The sequence below is a fragment of the Rhizobium sp. SEMIA4064 genome, assembly GCF_003025035.1.
Taxonomy (GTDB): Bacteria; Pseudomonadota; Alphaproteobacteria; order Rhizobiales; family Rhizobiaceae; genus Rhizobium; species Rhizobium paranaense.
Genome location: NZ_PYJN01000018.1, coordinates 263934 through 284599, shown reverse-complemented (window position 1 = coordinate 284599; position 20666 = coordinate 263934). Strand labels below are relative to the sequence as shown.

Annotated in this window: 23 protein-coding genes; 17 read left to right on the top strand and 6 right to left on the bottom strand. The window is 57.9% G+C overall.

Going from position 1 to position 20666, the window contains the following annotated elements:
• From C9E91_RS13610 to C9E91_RS13565, 10 genes are all read left to right on the top strand, one after another.
• Positions 1-891, top strand: coding sequence for a baseplate J/gp47 family protein (locus C9E91_RS13610; protein WP_107108810.1), 891 nt, complete (start codon positions 1-3; stop codon positions 889-891).
• Positions 888-2102: a phage tail protein I gene (locus C9E91_RS13605; protein WP_107108809.1), complete on the top strand. Its 1215-nt coding sequence runs from the start codon at positions 888-890 to the stop codon at positions 2100-2102. Before C9E91_RS13610 ends, C9E91_RS13605 begins: the two co-directional genes overlap by 4 nt.
• A 3-nt stretch (positions 2103-2105) precedes the next feature.
• Positions 2106-4397 carry a hypothetical protein gene (locus C9E91_RS13600; protein ID WP_107108808.1) on the top strand — a complete coding sequence of 764 codons (2292 nt, stop codon included), beginning with the start codon at positions 2106-2108 and terminating at the stop codon, positions 4395-4397.
• 18 nt (positions 4398-4415) lie between these two features.
• Positions 4416-4604 (top strand): hypothetical protein, encoded by a 189-nt coding sequence (locus C9E91_RS13595; protein ID WP_107108807.1) that lies wholly within the window; start codon positions 4416-4418, stop codon positions 4602-4604.
• 282 nt (positions 4605-4886) lie between these two features.
• On the top strand, positions 4887-7376 hold the full coding sequence (locus C9E91_RS13590) for a phage tail fiber repeat family protein (protein WP_146144001.1): 2490 nt from the start codon (positions 4887-4889) through the stop codon (positions 7374-7376).
• Positions 7377-7384: 8 nt separating this feature from the next.
• Entirely contained in the window at positions 7385-7981 is a 597-nt protein-coding gene (locus C9E91_RS13585) for a hypothetical protein (RefSeq protein WP_107108805.1), read from the top strand.
• A 140-nt stretch (positions 7982-8121) separates the two neighbouring features.
• Positions 8122-9585 carry a phage tail sheath subtilisin-like domain-containing protein gene (locus tag C9E91_RS13580; protein WP_107108804.1) on the top strand — a complete coding sequence of 488 codons (1464 nt, stop codon included), beginning with the start codon at positions 8122-8124 and terminating at the stop codon, positions 9583-9585.
• Positions 9586-9601: 16 nt separating this feature from the next.
• Positions 9602-10114: a phage major tail tube protein gene (locus C9E91_RS13575; RefSeq protein ID WP_107108803.1), complete on the top strand. Its 513-nt coding sequence runs from the start codon at positions 9602-9604 to the stop codon at positions 10112-10114.
• A 74-nt stretch (positions 10115-10188) separates the two neighbouring features.
• Complete coding sequence (locus tag C9E91_RS13570; RefSeq protein ID WP_107108802.1) at positions 10189-10440, top strand: phage tail assembly protein; 252 nt, start codon at positions 10189-10191, stop codon at positions 10438-10440.
• Positions 10441-10585: 145 nt separating this feature from the next.
• Positions 10586-12754 (top strand): phage tail tape measure protein, encoded by a 2169-nt coding sequence (locus C9E91_RS13565; RefSeq protein ID WP_107108801.1) that lies wholly within the window; start codon positions 10586-10588, stop codon positions 12752-12754.
• A 146-nt stretch (positions 12755-12900) separates the two neighbouring features.
• Here the strand turns inward: C9E91_RS13565 and C9E91_RS13560 are convergent, their stop codons facing one another.
• Positions 12901-13404 carry a hypothetical protein gene (locus tag C9E91_RS13560; RefSeq protein WP_107108800.1) on the bottom strand — a complete coding sequence of 168 codons (504 nt, stop codon included), beginning with the start codon at positions 13402-13404 and terminating at the stop codon, positions 12901-12903.
• Positions 13405-13690: 286 nt separating this feature from the next.
• Between C9E91_RS13560 and C9E91_RS13555 the strand changes: the two genes are divergently transcribed.
• The 4 genes from C9E91_RS13555 to C9E91_RS13540 all read left to right on the top strand — a co-directional run bounded on the left by C9E91_RS13555 (position 13691) and on the right by C9E91_RS13540 (position 16774).
• The gene (locus C9E91_RS13555) at positions 13691-14137 is read left to right on the top strand and encodes a phage tail protein (RefSeq protein WP_245407489.1); all 447 of its coding nucleotides are present in this window, start codon (positions 13691-13693) and stop codon (positions 14135-14137) included.
• Positions 14138-14141: 4 nt separating this feature from the next.
• Entirely contained in the window at positions 14142-14354 is a 213-nt protein-coding gene (locus tag C9E91_RS13550) for a tail protein X (protein WP_107108798.1), read from the top strand.
• A 2-nt stretch (positions 14355-14356) separates the two neighbouring features.
• On the top strand, positions 14357-15520 hold the full coding sequence (locus tag C9E91_RS13545; RefSeq protein ID WP_107108797.1) for a phage late control D family protein: 1164 nt from the start codon (positions 14357-14359) through the stop codon (positions 15518-15520).
• A gap of 168 nt (positions 15521-15688) precedes the next feature.
• The gene (locus C9E91_RS13540) at positions 15689-16774 is read left to right on the top strand and encodes a YaaC family protein (RefSeq protein ID WP_107108796.1); all 1086 of its coding nucleotides are present in this window, start codon (positions 15689-15691) and stop codon (positions 16772-16774) included.
• 77 nt (positions 16775-16851) lie between these two features.
• Here C9E91_RS13540 and C9E91_RS13535 read toward each other — a convergent pair whose 3' ends face one another.
• Both C9E91_RS13535 and C9E91_RS13530 read right to left on the bottom strand, forming a co-directional pair.
• A complete protein-coding gene (locus C9E91_RS13535) occupies positions 16852-17331 on the bottom strand; it encodes a helix-turn-helix domain-containing protein (protein ID WP_107108795.1) in 480 nt (159 codons plus the stop codon).
• A gap of 15 nt (positions 17332-17346) precedes the next feature.
• Complete coding sequence (locus C9E91_RS13530; RefSeq protein ID WP_107108794.1) at positions 17347-17589, bottom strand: DUF4160 domain-containing protein; 243 nt, start codon at positions 17587-17589, stop codon at positions 17347-17349.
• Positions 17590-17683: 94 nt separating this feature from the next.
• Between C9E91_RS13530 and C9E91_RS13525 the strand changes: the two genes are divergently transcribed.
• From C9E91_RS13525 to C9E91_RS13515, 3 genes are all read left to right on the top strand, one after another.
• Entirely contained in the window at positions 17684-18328 is a 645-nt protein-coding gene (locus C9E91_RS13525; RefSeq protein WP_107108793.1) for a M15 family metallopeptidase, read from the top strand.
• A complete protein-coding gene (locus C9E91_RS19815) occupies positions 18325-18570 on the top strand; it encodes a hypothetical protein (protein WP_181316079.1) in 246 nt (81 codons plus the stop codon). The genes C9E91_RS13525 and C9E91_RS19815 overlap by 4 nt, the downstream gene beginning before the upstream one ends.
• A gap of 138 nt (positions 18571-18708) precedes the next feature.
• Positions 18709-19035 carry a phage holin family protein gene (locus tag C9E91_RS13515; protein ID WP_107108791.1) on the top strand — a complete coding sequence of 109 codons (327 nt, stop codon included), beginning with the start codon at positions 18709-18711 and terminating at the stop codon, positions 19033-19035.
• Between the two features lie 46 nt (positions 19036-19081).
• On the opposite strand, the gene C9E91_RS13510 is transcribed toward C9E91_RS13515, so the two are convergent.
• The 3 genes from C9E91_RS13510 to C9E91_RS13505 all read right to left on the bottom strand — a co-directional run bounded on the left by C9E91_RS13510 (position 19082) and on the right by C9E91_RS13505 (position 20666).
• Positions 19082-19603, bottom strand: a complete 522-nt coding sequence (locus C9E91_RS13510; RefSeq protein ID WP_146144000.1) for a hypothetical protein — start codon at positions 19601-19603, stop codon at positions 19082-19084.
• On the bottom strand, positions 19584-19778 hold the full coding sequence (locus C9E91_RS19675; protein WP_146143999.1) for a hypothetical protein: 195 nt from the start codon (positions 19776-19778) through the stop codon (positions 19584-19586). Before C9E91_RS19675 ends, C9E91_RS13510 begins: the two co-directional genes overlap by 20 nt.
• A gap of 159 nt (positions 19779-19937) precedes the next feature.
• The gene (locus C9E91_RS13505) at positions 19938-20666 is read right to left on the bottom strand and encodes an SOS response-associated peptidase (RefSeq protein WP_107108789.1); all 729 of its coding nucleotides are present in this window, start codon (positions 20664-20666) and stop codon (positions 19938-19940) included.

The window sequence follows — 20666 nt, the reverse complement described above, 5'->3', positions numbered from 1 at the left end:
ATGGCAATCTACGCGCCAACGATCATTGATGTTTCACGCCTGCCGGAACCGGACGCGATTGAAAAACTCGACTTCGAGACAATCCTTGCGGCCCGGATGTCAGATCTTGAGAAGCGAGCCGAAGAGGCCGGCTATGAGTATGATGTGGGTGGCCTCGAAACCGATCCGCTCAAGATCGATCAGGAGGCTCATGCTTACCGCGAACTGCTGATGCGCGCCCGCGTCAATGACGGCCTGCGCTCGACGTTGCCAGCTTTCGCGAAGGGTGCTGATCTTGACCACGCGGTATCGAAGGCAGGCGTCGAACGCATTATTACGCTGGACGGGCGTGGCAAGCTGATCTTTCGCGAAGATGACAGCGCCTTGTTGCGCCGTTATCTCGCGACCTTCTCCGCCCCGGCGGCAGGTTCGGAAGATGGATATCTGGCTGCGGCCCTGAAGGCTTGGCCGCAAGCGCATGACATTCGAATCGCCAATGGCGGGGCAGGTAAGGTTCTCGTCTATCTGCTTGGTGCCGAAGGAGTTGCGGCCCCACTCGATGCGGTCTTTGCCGTCGCGAAGGCGCTCGACGCCAAGCACATAAGACCGCTCACGGACGATGTGACCGTTTCGGCGGCACAGATCGACCGCTACTCCCTCTCGGCAACGCTCATCGTGCCGCGCGGTCCCGATCCTGCGCAGGTCGTGGATGCCGCGGCTAAAAGCGTTCGGTCGTTTGGCGTGGCCCGCTATCATATCGGAGCTGAAATTCCCGCCACGGCGTTGCTGGCGGCGGCGTATGTCCCGAATGTCATGCGGATTGAAAATGCCGTGTTCTCGGATATGCCCGCCCGCGCCAACGTCGCGCCCTATCTGACGAGCGTCAACCTGACCTTCCGGGTGCAATCATGATCCCGGCGGAGACGCATTTGCTGCCGCAAAGCTCATTGCCGTTGGAAAAGGCGCTTGCTGCGGTCGGTGAGCGCACGGATGCAATCGGAATCGATTGGCAAGCCTACCTCGATCCGTTGACAACGCCCGTGCATTTCCTGCCGGCGCTCGCGCATGCCTATTCGGTCGATATCTGGAATCCGAAATGGCCGGTGCATCATCAGCGCCGAGTGATCGCGGATGCGATCTATCATCATCGGATCAAGGGTACGCTTGCCGGCCTTGAAGCTTATGCCGGCATTGTCGGCAGCGAGATTGTCAGGGCAATCCGGCCCCCTGGAACCTTCTTTCTTTCGGGTGGCATGTCGGAAGAGCAGCGTGCGGCACTTGCCGATCGCATGCCGCAAATTCGCATCTACACCCGCGCATCGCGGTCCTTTGCCGGGAAGCGGCTGTTTCTCTCGGCGCGGGCATATTCGGCGCTCGGCGCGTCGTTCATATCCGACAGCAAGGCGGCAGATCGAACGCGCCCGCGCATTACTTTTGTCGAGCGCGGCATAGAGCAGCCCATCAATGTCGAAGAGATCACAGACATCATTCCGGGTCTTGGCTACGCCTTATACGAACGGGCGCTGCTTCGGCGCCCGCGTCGGCGCTCTGTTACCTATCTCGGCAGAAGCTTGCGCTTCCTCGTATCGCTCGATCACAACCGTTCGGTCGCTGCGTTCCGGCGGGCGGATGGTGCGCCGTCCGTCATTCGCTATGGGATGCGCCCGGCGACGGTCCAGCCCGAAGCAGAATATACCGCAGCAAGGGCAGGGCGGGCGGCATTTTTCGGGCGACCATTGCACCGTCGTTACTGGTCGAACATGCGATCCGAAACACGGGTGTTTGAGCGCATTGTCATTTGGGACCCTGAAATGGTCCCGCGCCGTCGCGGTGCTTCCTATTTGGGTGTGAGCCGCTTTGGTGTCGCGCCATTCACTGCCGAGCTCGTGGTGCATGTGCCGTCCGTCAAACCACGCCGGGCGCTCTTGGTAGGCGGTTTCTTCGGAAGCTTTTTTGCCGCCTCGGACGGGGAAAAATATCGCGAAACCCTGCGAGCCCTTCGCGCCGCGAAATCGGCGCGGGATACGATTCTCATCAACACAAAAACCTACCGCAGCCCGCAGGCGGGCCAGCTCATCGTTGCTGGAACGCCCTTCATTGCTGGCCGTCTTCTCAGGAGCTGACATATGCTGAAAACAGTACCGTTTCAGGATCGCATGGAGGCGCGTCACAGCGACCTCAACGCTATCCAGTCATCCGCCCGCACGACCTTTGACACGCTGGTCAAGGATGCGGTGACGGCGGATGCACCCGGCTATGCCGGCTTTGCTGTCACCAAAAACAGCGCCACCGAATTGCAGGTCGCGGCCGGTCGCATCTATCGGCCCGATGGCGCCATCTTCGAAATGGCGCAGGCATCGACCCGCAATATCGTCTCGATCCTGCCTTCGGCCACGAAGCGGCTGGTTGCCGTTATCGCCTACGGTCAGGAGGAAGACAGCCGCAATGAGACCCGCGACTTCCTCGTTGATCTGGAAAGCGACACGACCGAACCGCGCATGATGGTGGTGGAACGCCAGCGTGCGGCCAAGATTGACCTCATTCCGGGGCAGGAGAGCGCGACACTGCCGCGCCCGGTCATCGACCAATCGTTGATCGTCATCGCCTGGGTGACGCTGAACACGACCGGTATCGAGGCCATTGCGATGGAAGCTGCCAACGCGCTGCCATCTGTCACGCGCAACGACACCCGCATTCGCTCGCTCGAAGTCTGGCGGACGCAGATTGAGCCGCGCATCAACACGATTGCCAGTGATATCACCGCGCTCAAAAAGGGCATGGCGGGCATGGCCGGCTCGGGCGAGCTGATCAATGTCATGCGTGACATTGCCCGCCTGAAAGAGAAAATGGAAATACCGGACGACGCGTCCGATTGGGCGTCGGACCGCTTCCTGACGACCAACGAAACCGACAACGAAAATATCGACCTGCTTTGCCTTGTCGAAGAGGGCGTTCGGTTTTCCCACGAGAACCGGAATGAAACGCAGATTTCCCTCTACAACCCGCTCGATCTCAACGCCTACGTGCCGGGCAACGGCTTGCTGCTGCCGGCGATCTCGGGGCGGGAAATCCGTTTGGCGTCTTCGGCGGGCGCTGTCGATGGTTCGATTGCCATTGCGCAGTACGGCTTTCAGACGCATGAGATGAAACAGTTGTCGGTTGCCCGTTCGCGCCTGCGCTATGGGCCTGCCTATAACGTCTGCAACAATTCGCAGTGGTGGGCCGATGGCGTCTACGATAGCGCCACCAACACCTTTAAGAAGAACGGCGAAACCTTCCTCGTTACCGGTACGCAAATTCTCGATAACGTCTATGGTCAATCGTGGTGGGATCCTCTGAACGCGCACACGCTCCTTCGCGTCCAGCAGTTTTGGGAGGACGAATGGAACGACAACTATTGGGTTGCGCAGGTCACCGACCGGACCGTATCGGGCGCGCAGATCGCGCAGACGTTCCTCAACTCGCAGGACGGTTGGCTTTCTGGCCTGAAGTTGCGTTTCACGGAAAAGGGCGCGGATGGCGATGTGCACATTTCCATCGGCTACACCACGGCCAGCGGATCGCCTGACCCCGAGCATCTTGTGACGCATGTCACGATCCCCTACGCCAGTATCAAGGTTGCGCCGAACGATACCTATGTTGCCATCCCGCCCGTGTTTCTCGAAGCCGGGCAGCGCTATGCTTTGATTATCACCACGCTTGGCAACCACAAGGTCGCGGTCGTTGACAGCAACAAGTATGCGCAGGGCACGTTGTTTTACTCGACAGACGGCGCCTACTATCAAGGCGATCTGACGAGAGACCTGTATTTCCAGATGGAATATCTGGTCTTCAAGGCGTCTCGCGTCGAAATCGAGTTGGCCGCGCTGACGCTTTCGGGCGGCATCGCTTCCATCGATATCCTTGCCGGAACGATCAAGCCGAAATCCTGCGAGATTGAACATCAGGTGATGATCAACGGCGCATGGAAGCCGTTGAACGTGTTAACGCCTAATCTGCTGGTGGGCTTGCCGCCGCTGCTCCGCCATCGTGTGGTGATGACCGGCACGAATGCCGTTGCGCCCGCTCTGGAGATACCGAGCAGCCGCATACGCATCTGGCGACAGCGGACCACGCTGAAACACATTTCGACGCGCCGAACGCTTGCTACCTCGGCGACGACGATCACGGTTCAGCTCATCATAGCCAAGTTCGAAGCGGATCGGCACACGATCACGGTCAAGTTGCGCAAGGATGACAATACGCTGATCGAAAGCAGCGGCTTTGTGGATCAGCCCATCGATCCCGGTCGTTTCCGACGCACCTACAGCTTTACCGCCACCCCGGCAATCAACGCCTACAAAATCCAGATCGACGGCACCACAAACAATGCCCTCGTTCCTTTCCATGTCGAAGAGCGCGTTGACGTAGCGCTCTAAATTTCCCGGAGACGAAACATGCCTGCCAAAAGCACCACGCCGGCCTTCAAGCCGGACGCGGACTACCGCGTCCAAGTCGCAACCGTCGTCAAGGTCGCGGGGCTGACTATTCGCCCAAGCCAGGGCGGCACCATCAAGGGTGTTCTCGCCGACCAGATCAAAAATCAAATCCTCTCCTTCGAGGAAATCACCGCAGTACAGGAGTGACCGGTTATGCGCCGACTGGATCAATATCAAATCAGGGTCGGCGATGATCTCGGCGATCCCGATTACTGGAACAGGCGCTTCGAAGATGTCGATTTGCGCCTTCATGGACAGGAGGAAATCGAAAAGGATTGGCGGTCGGCTGTTCGCGAATTGCAGGAAAACGGATTGAAGCGGATCGATGAAGCCGTGTCGCCGCTCATTGCGCAATTGCAGGAGGACCTACAGCTTGGGGCCGTCTTCATCGCGGAAAGCAACTCTGCTATCGAGGTGAAGACCGGTCCGATGACCATCGGTATCAGCTCGACCAACAAGCGTCGCTATTCCCCGGCTGCCTACTTGGCGCTGGTCACACGCGATGCTCCTTATGGTGTGATGTTGGGCCGGTTGATTTCCTACAATCGTGACAGCGGTTCGCTCGCCGTCGATATCGAACGGACCTTTGGCGCGGGCGATCCCATCCGCGCCAACTGGATTATCTCAGCCACGTCCCATATCGATTATCAGGCCGACCGAGTCTATCGCGAGGCCGGCGGCGGACTGGCGTCCACGACCGTCGAAGATGCCCTTCGGGAAGTCCTTTCCCTGACAGTGCCGAAAACGCGTTCGATCACTGCGGGGACCGGATTGAGGGGCGGCGGCGAGATGGTGAGCGACCTTACTCTATCGCTCGACCTCGCTTATAGCGATGTCCGTTATGTGAAGGCGCAGGACTATGACCGGCATCGCCATCCGTGGTCGGAAATTGACGACAAGCCGACGACGCTTGGCGGTTATGGGATTGGCGATGCTCACACCAAAGCCGAAATCTTCAACCTCCTGACTGGCAAGCAGGACAAGCTCTCGTACGTTGCCGAAGATGTTGCCAATAAGGGGAAGCCCGACGGATATGTGCCGCTCGGCCCTGATGGCAAGATTTCCGGGACGTTTCTTCCCGTCGATGGCAGCTTTCTTGGGGTTTACGACGCCGCGACGAACACGCCGGCCATCTCGTCCGGTTCGGGAAATCAGGGTGATTTTTGGGTTGTCTCTGTACCCGGCAAGGTCGCCGCCGATGATGTCGGAGACGTCTCGGCTGGCGACCAGTTGCGCCGTGGCCCAACTCGTTGGGAGCGTGTTCCGACGTTCACCGCTGTTTCCTCGGTCGCTGGAAAAACAGGCGTCATCACGCTGAATGCCGGCGACATTGCCGACAGCGGCGCAACCGGTCGCGCGATCCTCAAGGCGGGCGATGTGGCAGCGGCGAAGGCTGCGTTGTCGCTTGCCGTCGCCGATTTGCCGGATTTCTCGACGGCGTGGACAGCCGCATTTGAGGGAGCGTCGTCAGTATATGGCCGCTCTTTGGCTGCGGCAGTAGATGCCGGCGCGACCCGCGTTTTACTGCAACTCGGTTCCGCAGCATTGCAGGCATCGACGGCATTTGCTGCCGCTTCCCATGTCGGGGCCGGCGGAGTTGCCGCTCATCCGGACGCAACAACCACGACCAGCGGCTTTCTGTCGGCTGGCGACAAAACCAAACTCAACGGCGTTGCGGCTGGAGCCAATAACTATGTCCATCCGACCGGGGACGGCAACCTGCATGTGCCGGCCACAGGTATCGGTAGTTCGAAAAAGGTCCTGACTGCCGGCGGTGCTGCCGGGTCGATGACGTGGAGCTTCGTGGACTTTGCCGATGTCGCCGGCAAGCCGACCAGCTTGGCGGGCTATGGCATTGCCGACGCATATTCAGTGTCCACCGTTGATGCGTTGCTGGCCGGCAAACAGGCGAGCCTTGGCTATTCGGCGGAGAACATCGCCAACAAAGGGGTCGCGAACGGCTACGCCTCGCTAGACGGGGCGGGCAAAATTCCGGCAACGCAACTGCCCGCATCTGCGATCACCGACACCTTTGTCGTTGCAACGCAGGCCGCAATGTTGGCGCTGGCGGTGCAAAGGGGCGATGTCGCGATCCGCACCGATCTCAACAAAAGCTTCATCTTGCAGGCCGAGCCGGCGAACGTGCTGGCGAACTGGCAGGAGCTGCGCACACCAACCGACGTTGTGCAGTCTGTTGCCGGCCGGCAAGGTGCGGTCACGCTGACATCGGCCGATCTGACGGACGCGACGGCGCCGGGAAAGGCGTTGCTAACTGCCGCCGACAGCGCGGCTCAACGCACCGCCCTTTCACTTGGAAACGTCAACAATACGTCGGATGCGGCCAAGCCAATTTCGAACGCAACCCAAACGGCTCTGAACCTGAAATCCGATACCGGCCACAAGCACGCTATCGCGGACATAACGAACCTCCAGACAACGTTGGACACCAAGCAGGCCAGCCTTGGTTATGCACCGGTCAATCGCACTGGCGATATCATGTCCGGCTCCCTCGAAATAAGGATGACCGATCCCAGCATTTGGCTGCATCATCCGAATGTGAAGCGTGGGCGATGGGTGGTTGATGGCAATGGTTCTCTTATTTGGCAGGACCAAGGTGGCCAAATCCATTTCTATATTACTGCCAACGGAGCCGTCTGGACCCAACAGTTCGGCGACCTCAATCAGCGGATAGAAGATCGCGCCAGCGCATGGGCACAAGCTCACGTTGCCAATGCAGTCACCAATTCACAGATGGCGGGGTACGTCGAGGTGCTGATGTCCAACGGCTCGGTCATCAACAACGGTGCTTATGTTTTGACCATGGCGCAGCGCGTGAGCGGCGACCAATACAGGTTCGGCTCTCGTCAGCCGCAGCTCTACATTCAAAATCGCGGCTGGTTTGCCGCTTTCCCATTCTGAGGGATGCTATGCACGATTTCGGAAAACTAACAGGGCAAGTTGAAGCGGTTGAGCTTGCGGGCGGGCAGGTGGTTCAAATCTATGTCTTCTACGACGCTGCTAATACCGAATGGCATGATTTATACAAATCGCTGCCGCCATTCGATTTCTATGTGGCACTGGACGATAACGATTGCGTTGTTTCGATGGAGCCGGACCCGGAACATTCACAGATCGCCGGCTATCGGATCATAGGTATCAGCAAGGCGGAGGCCGGCGACTTCACGCGCGGTCCCGGCGGAACTGTCTACGGGATGAAGTGGAGCGGCAACCGGATCGTGAATCCAATCGATCTCATGTCCCCGGAAGAGAGGCGCGCGGCTATGCCGCCTCTCACGCCACGCCAGTTCCGTGACGCTCTGATCGATAACGATATCATGCCGGACGACGTGACGGCTGCTATCAATCAGATTGCCGATAGCAAGGCGAGGGCGAAGGCGCTCAATGCGTGGGAATATCCGACCGAGTTTCTGCGTACGGACCAATTGCTTGAGCAAATCGGGGCTTCGTTCAGCCTCTCCCCGGATGCGATCGATGCCATGTGGGCGGCGGCAACGTACCGATAGCACGCCAATCCGCGCCCAACATTCTCTTCCTTGCTGAATTCAGCCCGCCGGTTTCGGCGGGTTGTTCCATCTCGGCCGTGCTGCTTTTGGCAGGCGGCGCAATTCTCAAACTCATCTGTCACTTTTAATGGAGACCATTCATGGCCGACCTGTCCTATGCCCATGGCGTGACACTTGCCGAAAGCGCGGAAACCCCGTCGCTTCTGCGTGTCCAACGTAACGGCATCACCCTTATCAATGGTACGGCACCCGACGCGGACGCCGCCGCCTTTCCCGCGAACTATCCGACGCTGATTACGTCTCTGCCGCAAGCGGCAGCGCTCGGCGCGGCGGGCACGCTTCTGGAAGATGTGACCACCGTTTTCAACGAAGGTGGCTCGTGGTGCATCGTCAACCGTGTGCCGGATAGCGCCGACGCTGCCACGTTGCAAAGCAATCTCCTTGGCGATGCGGTCGCCCGTACCGGCCTTTATGCCGCGCTGCGCGCCAAGGCGATTACCGGCTATCAGCCGCACGTGGTGATCACTGCCGGCAATACCGGCGCCTGGGTGGAAGGTGGCGTCGTTTCGATTTCGCTTTCGGAGCAGGGCGCAAAGCTGACGGAATCGCCCATTGTGGAAGCGACCGGCGGCGGCAACGATCCAGGCAAGGTTTTGCCTAAGCTTGAGGCGGTTATGGGCATGGGAGCGAATGCCGACAAGGTTGTTGCCGTGCGGGTTGTCGAGCCGGGCAGGGCGTTGTCGCAGCCGCCGACAATCACCTTTACCGGCGGTGGCGACGATGCCGACAAGGTTCTGCCGGCGGCGACGGCCAATGTGGGCGATGTTGCCAATCCGTTTGTCTCGGCACTCAACGTTATTTGCCCGAAAATCCGGGCGCGAGCCTACATCACCGGTCCGAATACCACGAACGCAGAAGCCGTCCGCTTCCGCCGTACGATCAACGGCGGTCGCATTCTCATCATCGATCCGAAGACCATCAAGAACGTCAGCGGCGTTCCGGTCACAAAGCCGGTGGCGGCCGTCTTTGCCGGGGTGCGCGCCCGCGTGGTTGCTTCGTCGGAGGGCGTGTCCGGTTCGGTCTCGAACAAGATCATTCGCACGATCGATGGCGTTGCCCGGACAATCTCCTACCCGGATGACAGCAACTATCTGAACGAAAAGCAGGTCGCCACCATCATCAATGAGCGCGGCGGCTTCCGCACTTGGGGCAGTCGCCTCGCTACCGATGACGACCTTTGGCAGTTCGATAGCGTGCGCGCGACCGCCGACATGGTGAATGAGGCTTTGGAAGACCTCTATTTCCTTTATGTGGACCGCAAGTTCACCAAGGGAAATCTCAAGATGCTGATCGAGGACGGTAACGCCGCGCTTCGGGTCTTCAAAAACAATGAGGACATCCTTGGCGGGCGTGTCTGGCTGGCGGATATCAATGAGCCGACCACGCTCGCCGCCGGCAAACTCTTCCTCGACGTGGAGTTTGAGCCGGTCGGCCTGATGGAGCAAATCCACGTCACCACACACCGCAACATTCTCTACTACCGGCTTTTGCTGGACGAGGTGAATGGTGCCATCGAAACCGGCCCGCTTTCGCTCGCCGCTTGATCAAGGACAATCTGACATGGCAGAAAAGACCCTACCCAGCTACATCATCCGCGATTGCATGATGTGGGCCGACCGTCAAAGCAAACTCGGCCAGATCGGCGACATCACCGTGCCCGTGCCCGAAGCCAAGCGCGAAGACGTGCGCAACGCCGGCATGATCAAAGCCCGCAAGGTCAACCTCGGCTATGAGGCGCTGGAATTCAAGTTCAAGATGCCGGGTCTCGACCCGCAGATTTTGAAGCTCCACGGCGTCAAGCCGGGCGTTGACACACCGTTCATGGTGACCGGCGCACTCGTCGATGAAGACGGCACCACGCATAGCGCGGTGCTCTCCATTCGCGGCAAAATGTATAAGCCCGATCACGGCACATGGAAGCCCGGCGACCTTGCCGAGAACGACTATGCCGTTGACGTGAATTATTACAAACTCGAAATCGACGGCGAGGAAATCTACGAGATGGACGACTTTGATTTCAAGGTCGGCGGCGTCTCGCAATACGGCGATATCCGCAACGCTCTGCTGCTGTAAGGCGGCACCTTCCCCCCGACAATCTCCCTTTATCAAGCCCGCTTTATGCGGGCCATTTTCTTCGAGGAATCATCATGACCGAAGTTGTCAGACTCACTCTTTCCAAGCCCGTCACCCACAACGAAATCGCCTATTCCGATCTGACTTTCCGAGAGGCGACCGTGGGCGACTTCATGGCCGGCGATCAGTTCAAGGGCGAGATATCGCAGAACGTCGCCGTTCTCTCCGCGATTTCAGACGTGCCGATTCCGGCCTTCAAGAAGATCTGCGCCGCCGATTATCGGCGCATTCTTGATGCGACCAAGGACATTTTGGGAAACGCATAAATCAACACGATTGGCGCTTAGTCGCCCTGTTCGTTGCCCGCTTCGCCCACACACCGCTCGATGTTATCGAGCGGTGGTCACCTGAAAAATTGATCGCCTATTTCGACACGGCTCGCGCCCTGCGTGATGCGCTGGAGGGAATATCATGACCACACTTCAAAGCACCCTCCGGGTTTCGCTTCTGGACGATGTGACGGCTCGCGCCAAGCATATCACGCGAGCGCTCGACGGCCTCCGGGCGCAGCAGCGGGCGACCTTTGCGCCTATTCGCAGTATGGTCGGGCAGGCGGTTGTGTTTGGTGCTGGCTATCTTGGTGTGAGGGAGGGTTTGCGTGCCACGGCGGGCGAGGCGATCAATTTCGAGTCCGCATTTGCCGATGTCAAAAAGGTGGTCGATGCGTCAAGCGAGCAGTTCGAGACCATGCGCCGTAGTATCCGGCGCATGTCTGGCGAAATCCCGATGTCCGCCGATAACATCGCGGCCCTCTACGCCGCTGCTGGTGAGTCCGGTATCGCAACACAGGATTTGCAGGGCTTTGCCGAAATGGCCTCGCGCGTTGGCATCGCCTTCGACATCACGGCGGAAAAGGCCGGCTCTAGCCTGGCTAAGCTGAAAACGCAGTTCGGCTTGACGGTTGCCGAAACTGGCGACCTCGCCGATGTGATGAACCATCTGTCGAACAACATGGCGAGCAAGGCGTCTGAAATTACAGACTTCATGCTGCGCGTCGGTGCGCTCGGCAAGATCGCCGGCTTTACGAAAGAACAGGTTGCCGGCATCGGTAGCGCCATGATCGCAGCCGGCGCGGAACCGGAAGTGGCGGCGACCGCGATGCAGAACGTAACGAAGGCTTTGACGCGGGGCGCATCCGCGAAAAAGAGTCAGCGCGAAGTGGCGGCAAGGCTCGGTCTCGACCTGCCGAAGATCGCCAAGGAAATGCAGAAGGATGCGCCGGCGGCGCTAAAAAAAGTTCTCGCCGCCATCGCCAAGGCTCCGAAAGATCAACAGATATCCATTGTCTCCGACTTCTTCGGTGACGAGGCCAAAGCGTTCATTCCGCTGGTCGGCAACGTGAAGCTTCTGGACGATGCGCTTGCCAGCGTCAGCGACCGCACGAAGTATGCCGGCTCTGCCATGAACGAGTATAAGCAGCGTGCCAGCACTACCGGCAATGCGCTCGAGCTTTTGGGTAACAAGGTATCCAACATCTTTTGGGAAGTTGGGGACAGCATGTTGCCTTCGATCCGGGAAGGCGCGCAAGCAATCAGTGATGTCTTGGATACGCTCGGAAGCCGGGCGACCATCTTCGATCAAATCAAAGTCGGGGCGCAGGGCTTTGCGAAAGGCTTCGGCTACGATGGCGGTATCCGCGAGTTGGTCAACGACGTTAGCGACCTGATGCTTGGGAAGGTCGATCCGAACGCAGGCGAAAACCTTGGCCGCTTCTTTATGAAGGCGAAGGAATGGGGGGCATCCATTCGTGAGTTGACGGACGCCATTCGTGAAAACCCTATTGCCACGTTCTTTGCGGAAATGGCGGGCTATGGTTTCAAGCTCATGCTGTGGGGAGCGGGTTTTGCCTTTCTCGCCGGCACTGTTCGCAAGCTGGCAACCGCGATGTTTCTGCTGTCGGGTGCAAGCACGTTGCTTGGTGCGCTCAAGACGGTCGGCTCCATCGCGGCGATTGTCGGTGGTGGAACGGCGACTGCGGGCGGCGTGGCGGCAACAGCTGCAACCGGAGCTGCTGCGGGCGGTGCTGCTACTGGCTTGCTAGGCGGCTGGTCGACAATGCTTAAAGGGTTTGCGCGTCTTGGGATATATGGCATGGCCGGGGCGGGCGCGTGGGAGTTTGGCGAGCAGAGCTATACCGGCGACACGTTTTACAAACAGGGAAAGGCTTGGTTGCCCGGCCCGGAAGATGCTTTGCATGGCATCGGTTCGTATCTGAAGTCATTCGCCATGCCCGCAAATGGCCCGGCTCCGACTGGCGTCTATGCACAATCTGCGATTGATAGCGCGCGTGCAGCCCGCGCCGCCGGTTTGGGAGGATCAGCCACGGAAACCCTGCCCGGCAAGACGGCCGACGATCTTGGCTTGATAACTGCCCGTATCGATGCATCGTCCATTGCGGCGATGAGCCGACCGAGCGGAACGCAAGATGTTCGAGTCGTTAATCAGCAGCCGCCAAATATCACGGTGCATGCGCCGATCTCGATAACCGGAGTTGCTGACCCGCAAGTGGCGGCCGGTGCCGCGATTGCTCAGCTCGGCGCGGCAATAAAGAATGCGGCCGATACGCAATTCAGCGATTAGGCTCAGGATCATAAACGAACGAAAATCAGCCGTCGGCATGAGGCTCAGGCCGCCAGTATTCTTGGCCTGCAGAGGACCGGAATTGATGGAAGGCGGACCTTCGATGGCCCGCTCTCCCGTCGCTCATATACGCAGTTGATACTTAATCACCATCTGAAGGGGTTAAATATTTTGTCAATATCGCGCCCTGTTTTATTGATGACCGATTCTTTACCCCCTGCAATGTTGCCGCGCCGAAGCTCTTCGAAGTCAATTCTGGTTGCCTTCTCAGGCAGGACAGTTGTAATGCCGAGAACTTCCCGCGCAAAATCATACACACCGCGAGGCACCTGCGTTTGCTTCGAACATCCCTGCGCGTCACCTACAACTAGGTTAACCTCGACATCTGCTTTCTTCCCATACTTTTCACCTTCAATGATGAGAGCAGCAGCAATTGGTATTTTCATACCGTCGTAGTCAACTAATTCCTTATAGGGGTCTTTGGAAGCTTTGAATTTGGCAGAAAGACTATCTAAAGTCTTTCCATTCTCTGCTCTCCAATCCTCGAACTTCTTGCTCGCATCCTTGAAGCACACCTCTTGCGCAGAGGAGTTGATTGGAACCAGTGTGCAAATTGCTACTGCAACCAAATAATGCCTAATGTGTAACATCTTTGGTCCTCCCCATCTCCGACCGTCTTTATCATACATTAAACGCGGCGGTTGTGGTCCCTATCAGAAAGAGGTAGAGGGCGTTGAAGTGGACGGTCTGCCGAAGCCGGATAAAGGTTGCACGGACACGGGATCCCTATGCGTATGGGCAGATCGCAGTAGCGTCGAAGATAGCCTAACTAACTGCCTTCGCAGTTGACGTTTGAGCCCATGCATTCTCTCCGACGTTCATTGCTTGCTACAAAAACAGCTCAATTATAGGTAGATTATGACGGGTGTAACATCGATGATGCTAGGAGGCTATGCCTTCGAGGCGTTGGGCTTTGGCTATCAGAATATCAAGCGCAAGGTGAATACCCCTTGGGTTGAGATCTCCGTGGGCCAAACCCTTAATCCGCAGCAATGGACCGGACCAACGTCCGACGAAGTGACGATTCAGGGCGTTTTATTTCCGGAAGAATTCGGGGGGCAATCGCAGCTTGACGGCATCATAGCGGCGTCAATGGCCGGAACTGAAATGATGCTGGTCAGTGGCGATGCGATGGAAGGCATTATTCGCGGCATGTTCACGGTGCAATCCGTCGAGGAAGATCAATCGTTCCACGATGCCAAGGGTGCGCCTCGCCGTAATGCCTACGTAATCTCGCTCAAGCGGAACCGGACGGAAACGGCGGCGGGTGCCGCCGGGTTGGTCGATAGCGCAAGCTCTTTGCTTTCCAAACTTTTTCGGTGATCAGATGGCGACCATTTACACCACGCGACAGGGCGAGACGGTCGATCTTGCCTGCCTCGCTCACTACGGACGGACGGCGGGCGTTGTCGAAGCGGTGCTTGCCGCTAATCGCGGCCTTGCCGCCCTTGGTCCCGTCCTGCCGCTCGGCATGGGAATCATCATGCCCGACATGCCGAGCGCGAGCGTGGAACGTCGGCTGATTAGCCTTTGGGATTGAACATGGAGCCTCGTGTCGAAATTACTGTCGATGGCGTTCCCGTCGCTGGGCAGTTCTATGAGCGACTGATTTCGGTCACGGTGACGGATGAAGAGGGATTGAAGTCGGATACGGTCGATATCGAGCTGAACGACGGCCCGCCGAATTTCCTTGCTCTGCCGCGCAAGGGTGCCGTGATCTCTGTCAAAATGGGATATGGCAACAACCTCGTGCCAAAGGGGCAATTCACGGCTGACAAGATCAGCCTCGATTGCTTGCCCTATAAGATGTCGATAGCGGGCAGGGCGGCGGACCTGCGCAGCGGCAAGTTGAAAGAGCGGCAGGAACGCGCTTGGGATAAGGTCACGCTCGGCGATCTCATATCCGACATTGCCGGCGAAAGCGGGCTGACACCCGCCGTGGACACCGATCTAGCGGCACATCGCTACGAATGGATAGGGCAGCAGGACGAGACGAATATCCATTTCCTGCGGCGGCTGGCTGACCGGCATAACGCCCTCTTCGCGATCAAGCAGGGGCGGTTATTGTTTGCCCGGCGCGGCTCGGGCCTGTCGGCCTCCGGCTCGTCTCTCGGCTCGATCATCCTGACGCCTGCCGTCATCAAAACCGGCACGCTGAAAGTCGATATCAACGACCGCACGAAGTACAGCAAGGTTGTGTCCTACTATCAGGATGCGGAAAAGGCGAAGCGGGTCGAAATCGAGGCGGCCGCGGATGCCGATGGCGATAGCATCTACCGCATACCCGAAGCGTTTTCTTCGCCGGCAGAAGCTGACAAGGCGGCGCGTGCCAAGGCGAAAGAGCTTGCGCGCGGGGAGGGCAACGTCTCGGTGGCGGTGGTGGGCGATCCGCAGATTGAGGCAGGCTTGCCTCTGCTATTCGCAGGCGTTCGTCCTGGGCTCGACGGCGTGCCGTACATCATCAAGACGGCGCGGTCCAAATATACGAAAACCTCGGGCTTCGAAGTTGAAGTGTCCGGACGGCTTTATGACGGCAAGTCGGCGACGGAAGGCGAGGGCAGTATGGAGAGAGCGGCCGAAGCTGGTGACCCGTCCGAATCAGCGGACGCCGGCGGAAAGGTTGCTCCAAATAGCGCGCCGGGCACTCCCGCCACGCCTTCGGCATTCCTCACGCCCCGCCGGTCCGGCCGAACGGACGAGAACTAGTTGGCAGCGCATTAGCGGGCGGGTTCGTTACCGCTTTCACCGCGAAGCGGACACCAGAAAACGCTGGTCACTGTCCCGTTTTCCTATAGTGGCCTGCGTTGTCGAGGCTTGGCATAACGACATACCGAAACGGCTTGTGTATGGTCACTTCTGACCGAGGGGATATTAATGAACTCAGATGTTTGGCAAAGCTTACTACATTTGGAAAGCCGAGATATCGTCAGCGATTGGTTTGAAAGGATTCACGGAAGGAAACTGAACGCACGACGGGCGAAGGAAATTATCGCTTCCGCACGACAGGGACGTGAGTATTTTCGCAGCGCATCTACGGCGTCGTTCGCCGTTCGACCTCTTCTCGCTTTTTATGGTGTTGCCTCCCTCTGCCGTTCGTTGACGCTATTGCATCGTAGGGACTCTGGCGAGGAGGGATTGAGGCAGGGGCACGGATTAGAAGCGATAGCGTGGTCCGCGACGTTATCGAGCGATCTACCTGTCGCGCTAGCCTCGATCAGTAAGCTTCGCGTACGCACATGCGGAGGACTGTTCTCAGACCTCGTCGCGGCAACCCACAAACGCACGATGTTGCGGGTCTATGATCGCACTATCCCTGTCCCATTCGATAATGAAGAACAGCGCCTTGGGCGGGAAACGTCGCTCTCGGATATACTGGATCGGCTTCCCGACATATCCACTGATGTTTCAGCTGAACGCCCGCGACGATGGATCCGACTCAAGAACTTTGTCTATTCTCCCGATTCCGGTGCGACGATTACTGTTCACGGCACGCCTGATCATCCCGTATGTATCGAATATGCGGGTGCCGGATTTGAGCTTTCGCCAGAAGAGGACCCTTATGACGCTAGCGCTGAAAGAACCGTTCTCAAGATAGATGAAACCGGAGTCAAAAAATATTTCCCACAAGTACTAGACACGCGAGTTATTCGTACGATGGGCGGCAATCCGAGCCCGCATCTAGTGTCGAGATTCTCCCCAGACGCTTGGTTTTCTCAGCTATCCATAACTTATATGGTTTCTTTCATCCTTGGAATGTTGGCTCGATATTTCCCGACGCACTGGGGTGCATTGATGGGAGGTGAGAAGGGAGACGCAATATGGCCGAATATCAATGCGGCTCAGACGTATGTTGAAGCTGCGTTACCTGAGTTGGTGCTTGAAGTTATCGCTGATTCCCTCTTTGCGCCCCGCCTTGAAGTGGCGGACGGTTCTCTATCAAATGCGTCGGGAGATGCCTAACGTTGGTATGAGGACGATAAATCGGCCGTGACGGATACCGTTACCTGCGAAGGCAGGTTCCCTCGGTGCCGAGGCGGCTAGGCAGCTTTCGGCCTGCCAGTCTGACGCGGTCGGTAATGGGCATGCATCAAAAGCGGGTCGCGTTGGCTCGCGCGTAGCAGCATCTTGACGGCATGACTGATCGGTGCGCCGGCGCGGTAATTCTTCCATGTACGCAGACTGACGCCAAGAAAATCTGCTGCCTCATTGTTGGAAAGGCCGATTTCCTCCTGCCATTTGCGCAGATCCTCAACCGCGAAATCGCGTTGGTCCTCTGCGATCTGGAAAAGGTGAAAGGCATCTATCGCCAGATCGTCGCCGGCCCATTCGACCGTTGCGCCATAGTCCGCAACAGTCGCGGTTTTCCAGACATCCGCGGACTTCAGCGGAGCCAGAAGTTCGCCGCCCGTTGCAATCCAGCCGACAAGATTGGCGGCGGATGCCGGGGCGTCCTTCCATTGAATTTCCAGCGTCATGTTCGACGCTGGCGTAACGCTTTCAATGCGGGGCGTGTCCATATCTGTTTTCCTTCTTCAAGCGATGGGAAAGCGGGGGTTTGTCCGGTTCCACTCGGCGGCAATCGCCGCCCTGTTCTTTGCTGCCCATTCAAGGGCGGTGTCGTGTGCCTTGCGGGCCAGCTTGCCGCGCAGGATTTCCAGCGTGGCAATCTCAACCAGCGCATCCCCATCCGGGGTGATGACGTGGAAGTGCGGGGGCAAATGGTCGTTCGCATAGACCCGAATGATGATGTTTCCGATTTGAACCAGTTTGCCCATATACCCCTCGCTTCGATGGGTAAAACATAGGGCATATTATGCACTATGTAAAGATACGTGGTGCAATTTTTACCCCAAAATATGGAGAGAAATTATGGCTTATACGCTGTCGACGCGGAGCAATTCGCGCCTTATTTGCGTCCACCCTGATCTTGTGCGCGTCGTGCGTCGCGCAATCCAGATCACAGAGGTTGATTTCACCGTGCTTGAGGGCGTCCGTGACATCGGACGCCAAAAGGAGATGGTATCATCCGGCGCATCCACGACGATGAATTCGCGGCATCTGCGGGCGGAAAACGGCTACGGCCATGCGGTCGATCTCGCGCCGGTCGTCAACGGCTCCGTCTCTTGGGATTGGCCGCTCTATCACAAGATCGCCAAGGCCATGAAGCAGGCGGCAAAGGAACTCCGCATTGCCGTCGAGTGGGGCGGAGACTGGAAGACGTTTAAGGATGGCCCGCACTGGCAGTTGCCCTGGAAGCAATACCCTTCGAAGGGGCCGGTTGCTGGCGCCAAGTACACGGCGGAGACGGAGACGCAAGCCAAATCCAGGGCGGTGGCGCTGGTTGCCGGCGGCGTCGGCGCGGCGGCACCTATCGCTCAAGAGCCGCTTGTGAAGGCCGTCGAAGTCGTTTCGGCCCAACAGGGCGATCTCTCGTCCGGCGACTGGCTGCGGATGGCTATCGCCGTGGTCGTAGTTGGCCTCACCCTCTACGTCGCTTGGCGGAAGCTCTCATGACGCCATTCGACATTATCAAGATTGGAGGCGGCATCGTAATCGGTGCCGCCTTGGCGTCCGCGCCGGCCTATCTGGTCGGCAAGCGCGCGGCCAAAACCGAGATTGCGGCAGGCCTTCAGGAAAGCCGTGTCACCATCCTTAAAGACGGACAAAAGATCGATGCGAAAGTATTTCAGGCTGACGATGTTGATTTGTGCTTGTTGCTCGGCGGCTGCGTGCAGCCCGACAACCAAGGCAATTGAGCCGTGCGATCTTCTGGTGCCTATGGACCCGATGCCAGAGACCAACAGCTATCTTGTCGGCCATGACAGGCCGGTTGCCATCAATATCGCTCGCCATCGCGGGCGCTTTGCTCAATACAATTGCGGAAAGCCCGGCTGATGTCAGACAAATACAATTCGCTCTATGAGCTGCTGGATGCTTGGGGTGGCGGCGCGCTCTCGACTATCGTCGGCGCGATGGTTGGCCGGGCCATGTGGCATAGCAACGAAGCGCGCAAGGGGCGTCGGAAATTCTTCGGCCTCGAACTGCTTTGGGAAATCCCGGTTGCCTTCGGAATGGCGTTCATAGGGGAGGGGATTGCCTCCTATCTGAACGTCGGACCGCCGGCCACAACGGGCCTGATTGCCGGGCTGGCCTACCTCGGGCCACGCGGCACGGAAGTGTTGTTTCAGAAATGGTTTTCCCGTCGGATTGCGGGTAAATAGCTACCTAATTGAGAGGCCGCCTTGCGCATGCAAGGCGGCCTTTGCTTTAAAGCGGTCCTACTGGACTGGCATTGCCCCCAGGTGCGGATCCTGTGACTTTGTCGACAACGAAAAAGTAAATCGCCTCCATATCGGGCAACACTTGAGCAAGAGCGTCTCTTGGGCTCATGAACGGGGCCGGATCGCTTTTGGCGAATCGAAATTGCATCGTGTTGTGCGACTTCGCGATAGCAATCACGCATCGCCTAAATGACTGGCTAGGTGTGAAGCCAATGGCTTCGGCTGCCTCAAGCCTGCGAACTAGGTCGTGGCCGCTCTGGCCGCGCTTCTCTCCTGAAGCGCGCAAATAAGATGTCAGCGAAAGCTCGATCGCATGTGCGAGAAGAAAGCTCGACGGATGCAACATAGGGTAGTCGTAAACGAAATCGCTGTATGGGCCGTTCGCCCTTGGGCCGAGCACTCTCCTCACGGCCTCAAGGTAAATCAGCGCTTGGTAAGCGTCGTCCATGGCATACTGCGCCGATGTTTTGGGTACAGGTTTCGTTTGATCATTCGGCGCGTGGGACATGTTCAAGGAATCCGGTGTCGAGGGTCAACTGTCGCGCATTCATGTTCGCATCAAACCAGATCAGCTCCGCAAGCTCGCTATCGTCTGCTTGCAGATGGAGCTTTACCACAAGCATTGCCGGAGACCGTATTCCTGTGGTGCGCACAATGTCGCCTTGACGGATGGTTTCGCTCATTTTCTGTTGCTTTGCAGTTTACGGGCGTGATGCCGATGCAATAGCAATCTTCCATTCGTCTGGTCCACCCAAGTCGCGGCCATATCCCCAACGCCCGTTCTCGCCTTCCTCTAAACAAATCTCAACGGAATGGATGGGTATCGGTGCGGGTTTCGTCGCTCATAGCAATGGCGGCTCCGGATCGTTGGGAATGGGGTCGATAATGTCGGGCCGGTTGTTCTTTACATTCCCAACGTCCTTGCCGATTTTCCACATGGTCATCAGATCGGAGGGAAACGGTTTCATAAGGTCGGCAGGGTCCGGCTCGGGCGACAGCCAACGCTCATAGTCTTCCGGGTGCAGGATGACCGGCATTCGGTCGTGAATCTTTCCCATTATTTCGTTTGGAGCGCAGGTCACGACAGCGAAGGTCCGCTTATCGAGGCCGGTATCTCGATCTCGCCGAAGCGACCAGATGCCGGCAAGCGCAAAGGGACTGCCGTCCTTCATGGCAATGGCATAGGGTTGCTTGTTCTTGCCGGTCCCGTAGATGTCTTTCCATTCGAAAAAACCATTGATCGGGACGAGGCAGCGCTTTGACTTGTAGGCTTGCCGAAACATGCCGTTCGTTTGGATTCCTTCCGCCTTGGCATTGATCGGCGCGGGCTTGCCGGGCTGCTCGTCTTTTGCCCATTCGGGCACAAATCCCCATTTGGCCGATGCAAAGATAGGGCCGGTGATATCCGGCTCTCCGACGATATCCCTGATAATGACGGGATAGGATTGCGTCGGTGCGCCATTGTAGTTCGGAAAGCTGTTTGACAGCGGCTCCGTATCACCGGGGCCGGCGAATGAAAAATTCGCAAGCAGCTCGCGCAATGATGCTTTGATATAAATGCGACCGCACAT

Excerpts from the sequence above, each read along its gene's own strand:
- C9E91_RS13610 (WP_107108810.1), top strand. The coding sequence starts at position 1 with ATGGCAATCTACGCGCCAACGATCATTGATGTTTCACGCCTGCCGGAA.
- C9E91_RS13605 (WP_107108809.1), top strand. The coding sequence starts at position 888 with ATGATCCCGGCGGAGACGCATTTGCTGCCGCAAAGCTCATTGCCGTTG.
- C9E91_RS13600 (WP_107108808.1), top strand. The coding sequence starts at position 2,106 with ATGCTGAAAACAGTACCGTTTCAGGATCGCATGGAGGCGCGTCACAGC.
- C9E91_RS13595 (WP_107108807.1), top strand. The coding sequence starts at position 4,416 with ATGCCTGCCAAAAGCACCACGCCGGCCTTCAAGCCGGACGCGGACTAC.
- C9E91_RS13590 (WP_146144001.1), top strand. The coding sequence starts at position 4,887 with ATGACCATCGGTATCAGCTCGACCAACAAGCGTCGCTATTCCCCGGCT.
- C9E91_RS13585 (WP_107108805.1), top strand. The coding sequence starts at position 7,385 with ATGCACGATTTCGGAAAACTAACAGGGCAAGTTGAAGCGGTTGAGCTT.
- C9E91_RS13580 (WP_107108804.1), top strand. The coding sequence starts at position 8,122 with ATGGCCGACCTGTCCTATGCCCATGGCGTGACACTTGCCGAAAGCGCG.
- C9E91_RS13575 (WP_107108803.1), top strand. The coding sequence starts at position 9,602 with ATGGCAGAAAAGACCCTACCCAGCTACATCATCCGCGATTGCATGATG.
- C9E91_RS13570 (WP_107108802.1), top strand. The coding sequence starts at position 10,189 with ATGACCGAAGTTGTCAGACTCACTCTTTCCAAGCCCGTCACCCACAAC.
- C9E91_RS13565 (WP_107108801.1), top strand. The coding sequence starts at position 10,586 with ATGACCACACTTCAAAGCACCCTCCGGGTTTCGCTTCTGGACGATGTG.
- C9E91_RS13560 (WP_107108800.1), bottom strand. The coding sequence starts at position 13,404 with ATGTTACACATTAGGCATTATTTGGTTGCAGTAGCAATTTGCACACTG.
- C9E91_RS13555 (WP_245407489.1), top strand. The coding sequence starts at position 13,691 with ATGATGCTAGGAGGCTATGCCTTCGAGGCGTTGGGCTTTGGCTATCAG.
- C9E91_RS13550 (WP_107108798.1), top strand. The coding sequence starts at position 14,142 with ATGGCGACCATTTACACCACGCGACAGGGCGAGACGGTCGATCTTGCC.
- C9E91_RS13545 (WP_107108797.1), top strand. The coding sequence starts at position 14,357 with ATGGAGCCTCGTGTCGAAATTACTGTCGATGGCGTTCCCGTCGCTGGG.
- C9E91_RS13540 (WP_107108796.1), top strand. The coding sequence starts at position 15,689 with ATGAACTCAGATGTTTGGCAAAGCTTACTACATTTGGAAAGCCGAGAT.
- C9E91_RS13535 (WP_107108795.1), bottom strand. The coding sequence starts at position 17,331 with ATGGACACGCCCCGCATTGAAAGCGTTACGCCAGCGTCGAACATGACG.
- C9E91_RS13530 (WP_107108794.1), bottom strand. The coding sequence starts at position 17,589 with ATGGGCAAACTGGTTCAAATCGGAAACATCATCATTCGGGTCTATGCG.
- C9E91_RS13525 (WP_107108793.1), top strand. The coding sequence starts at position 17,684 with ATGGCTTATACGCTGTCGACGCGGAGCAATTCGCGCCTTATTTGCGTC.
- C9E91_RS19815 (WP_181316079.1), top strand. The coding sequence starts at position 18,325 with ATGACGCCATTCGACATTATCAAGATTGGAGGCGGCATCGTAATCGGT.
- C9E91_RS13515 (WP_107108791.1), top strand. The coding sequence starts at position 18,709 with ATGTCAGACAAATACAATTCGCTCTATGAGCTGCTGGATGCTTGGGGT.
- C9E91_RS13510 (WP_146144000.1), bottom strand. The coding sequence starts at position 19,603 with ATGTCCCACGCGCCGAATGATCAAACGAAACCTGTACCCAAAACATCG.
- C9E91_RS19675 (WP_146143999.1), bottom strand. The coding sequence starts at position 19,778 with ATGAGCGAAACCATCCGTCAAGGCGACATTGTGCGCACCACAGGAATA.
- C9E91_RS13505 (WP_107108789.1), bottom strand. The coding sequence starts at position 20,666 with ATGTGCGGTCGCATTTATATCAAAGCATCATTGCGCGAGCTGCTTGCG.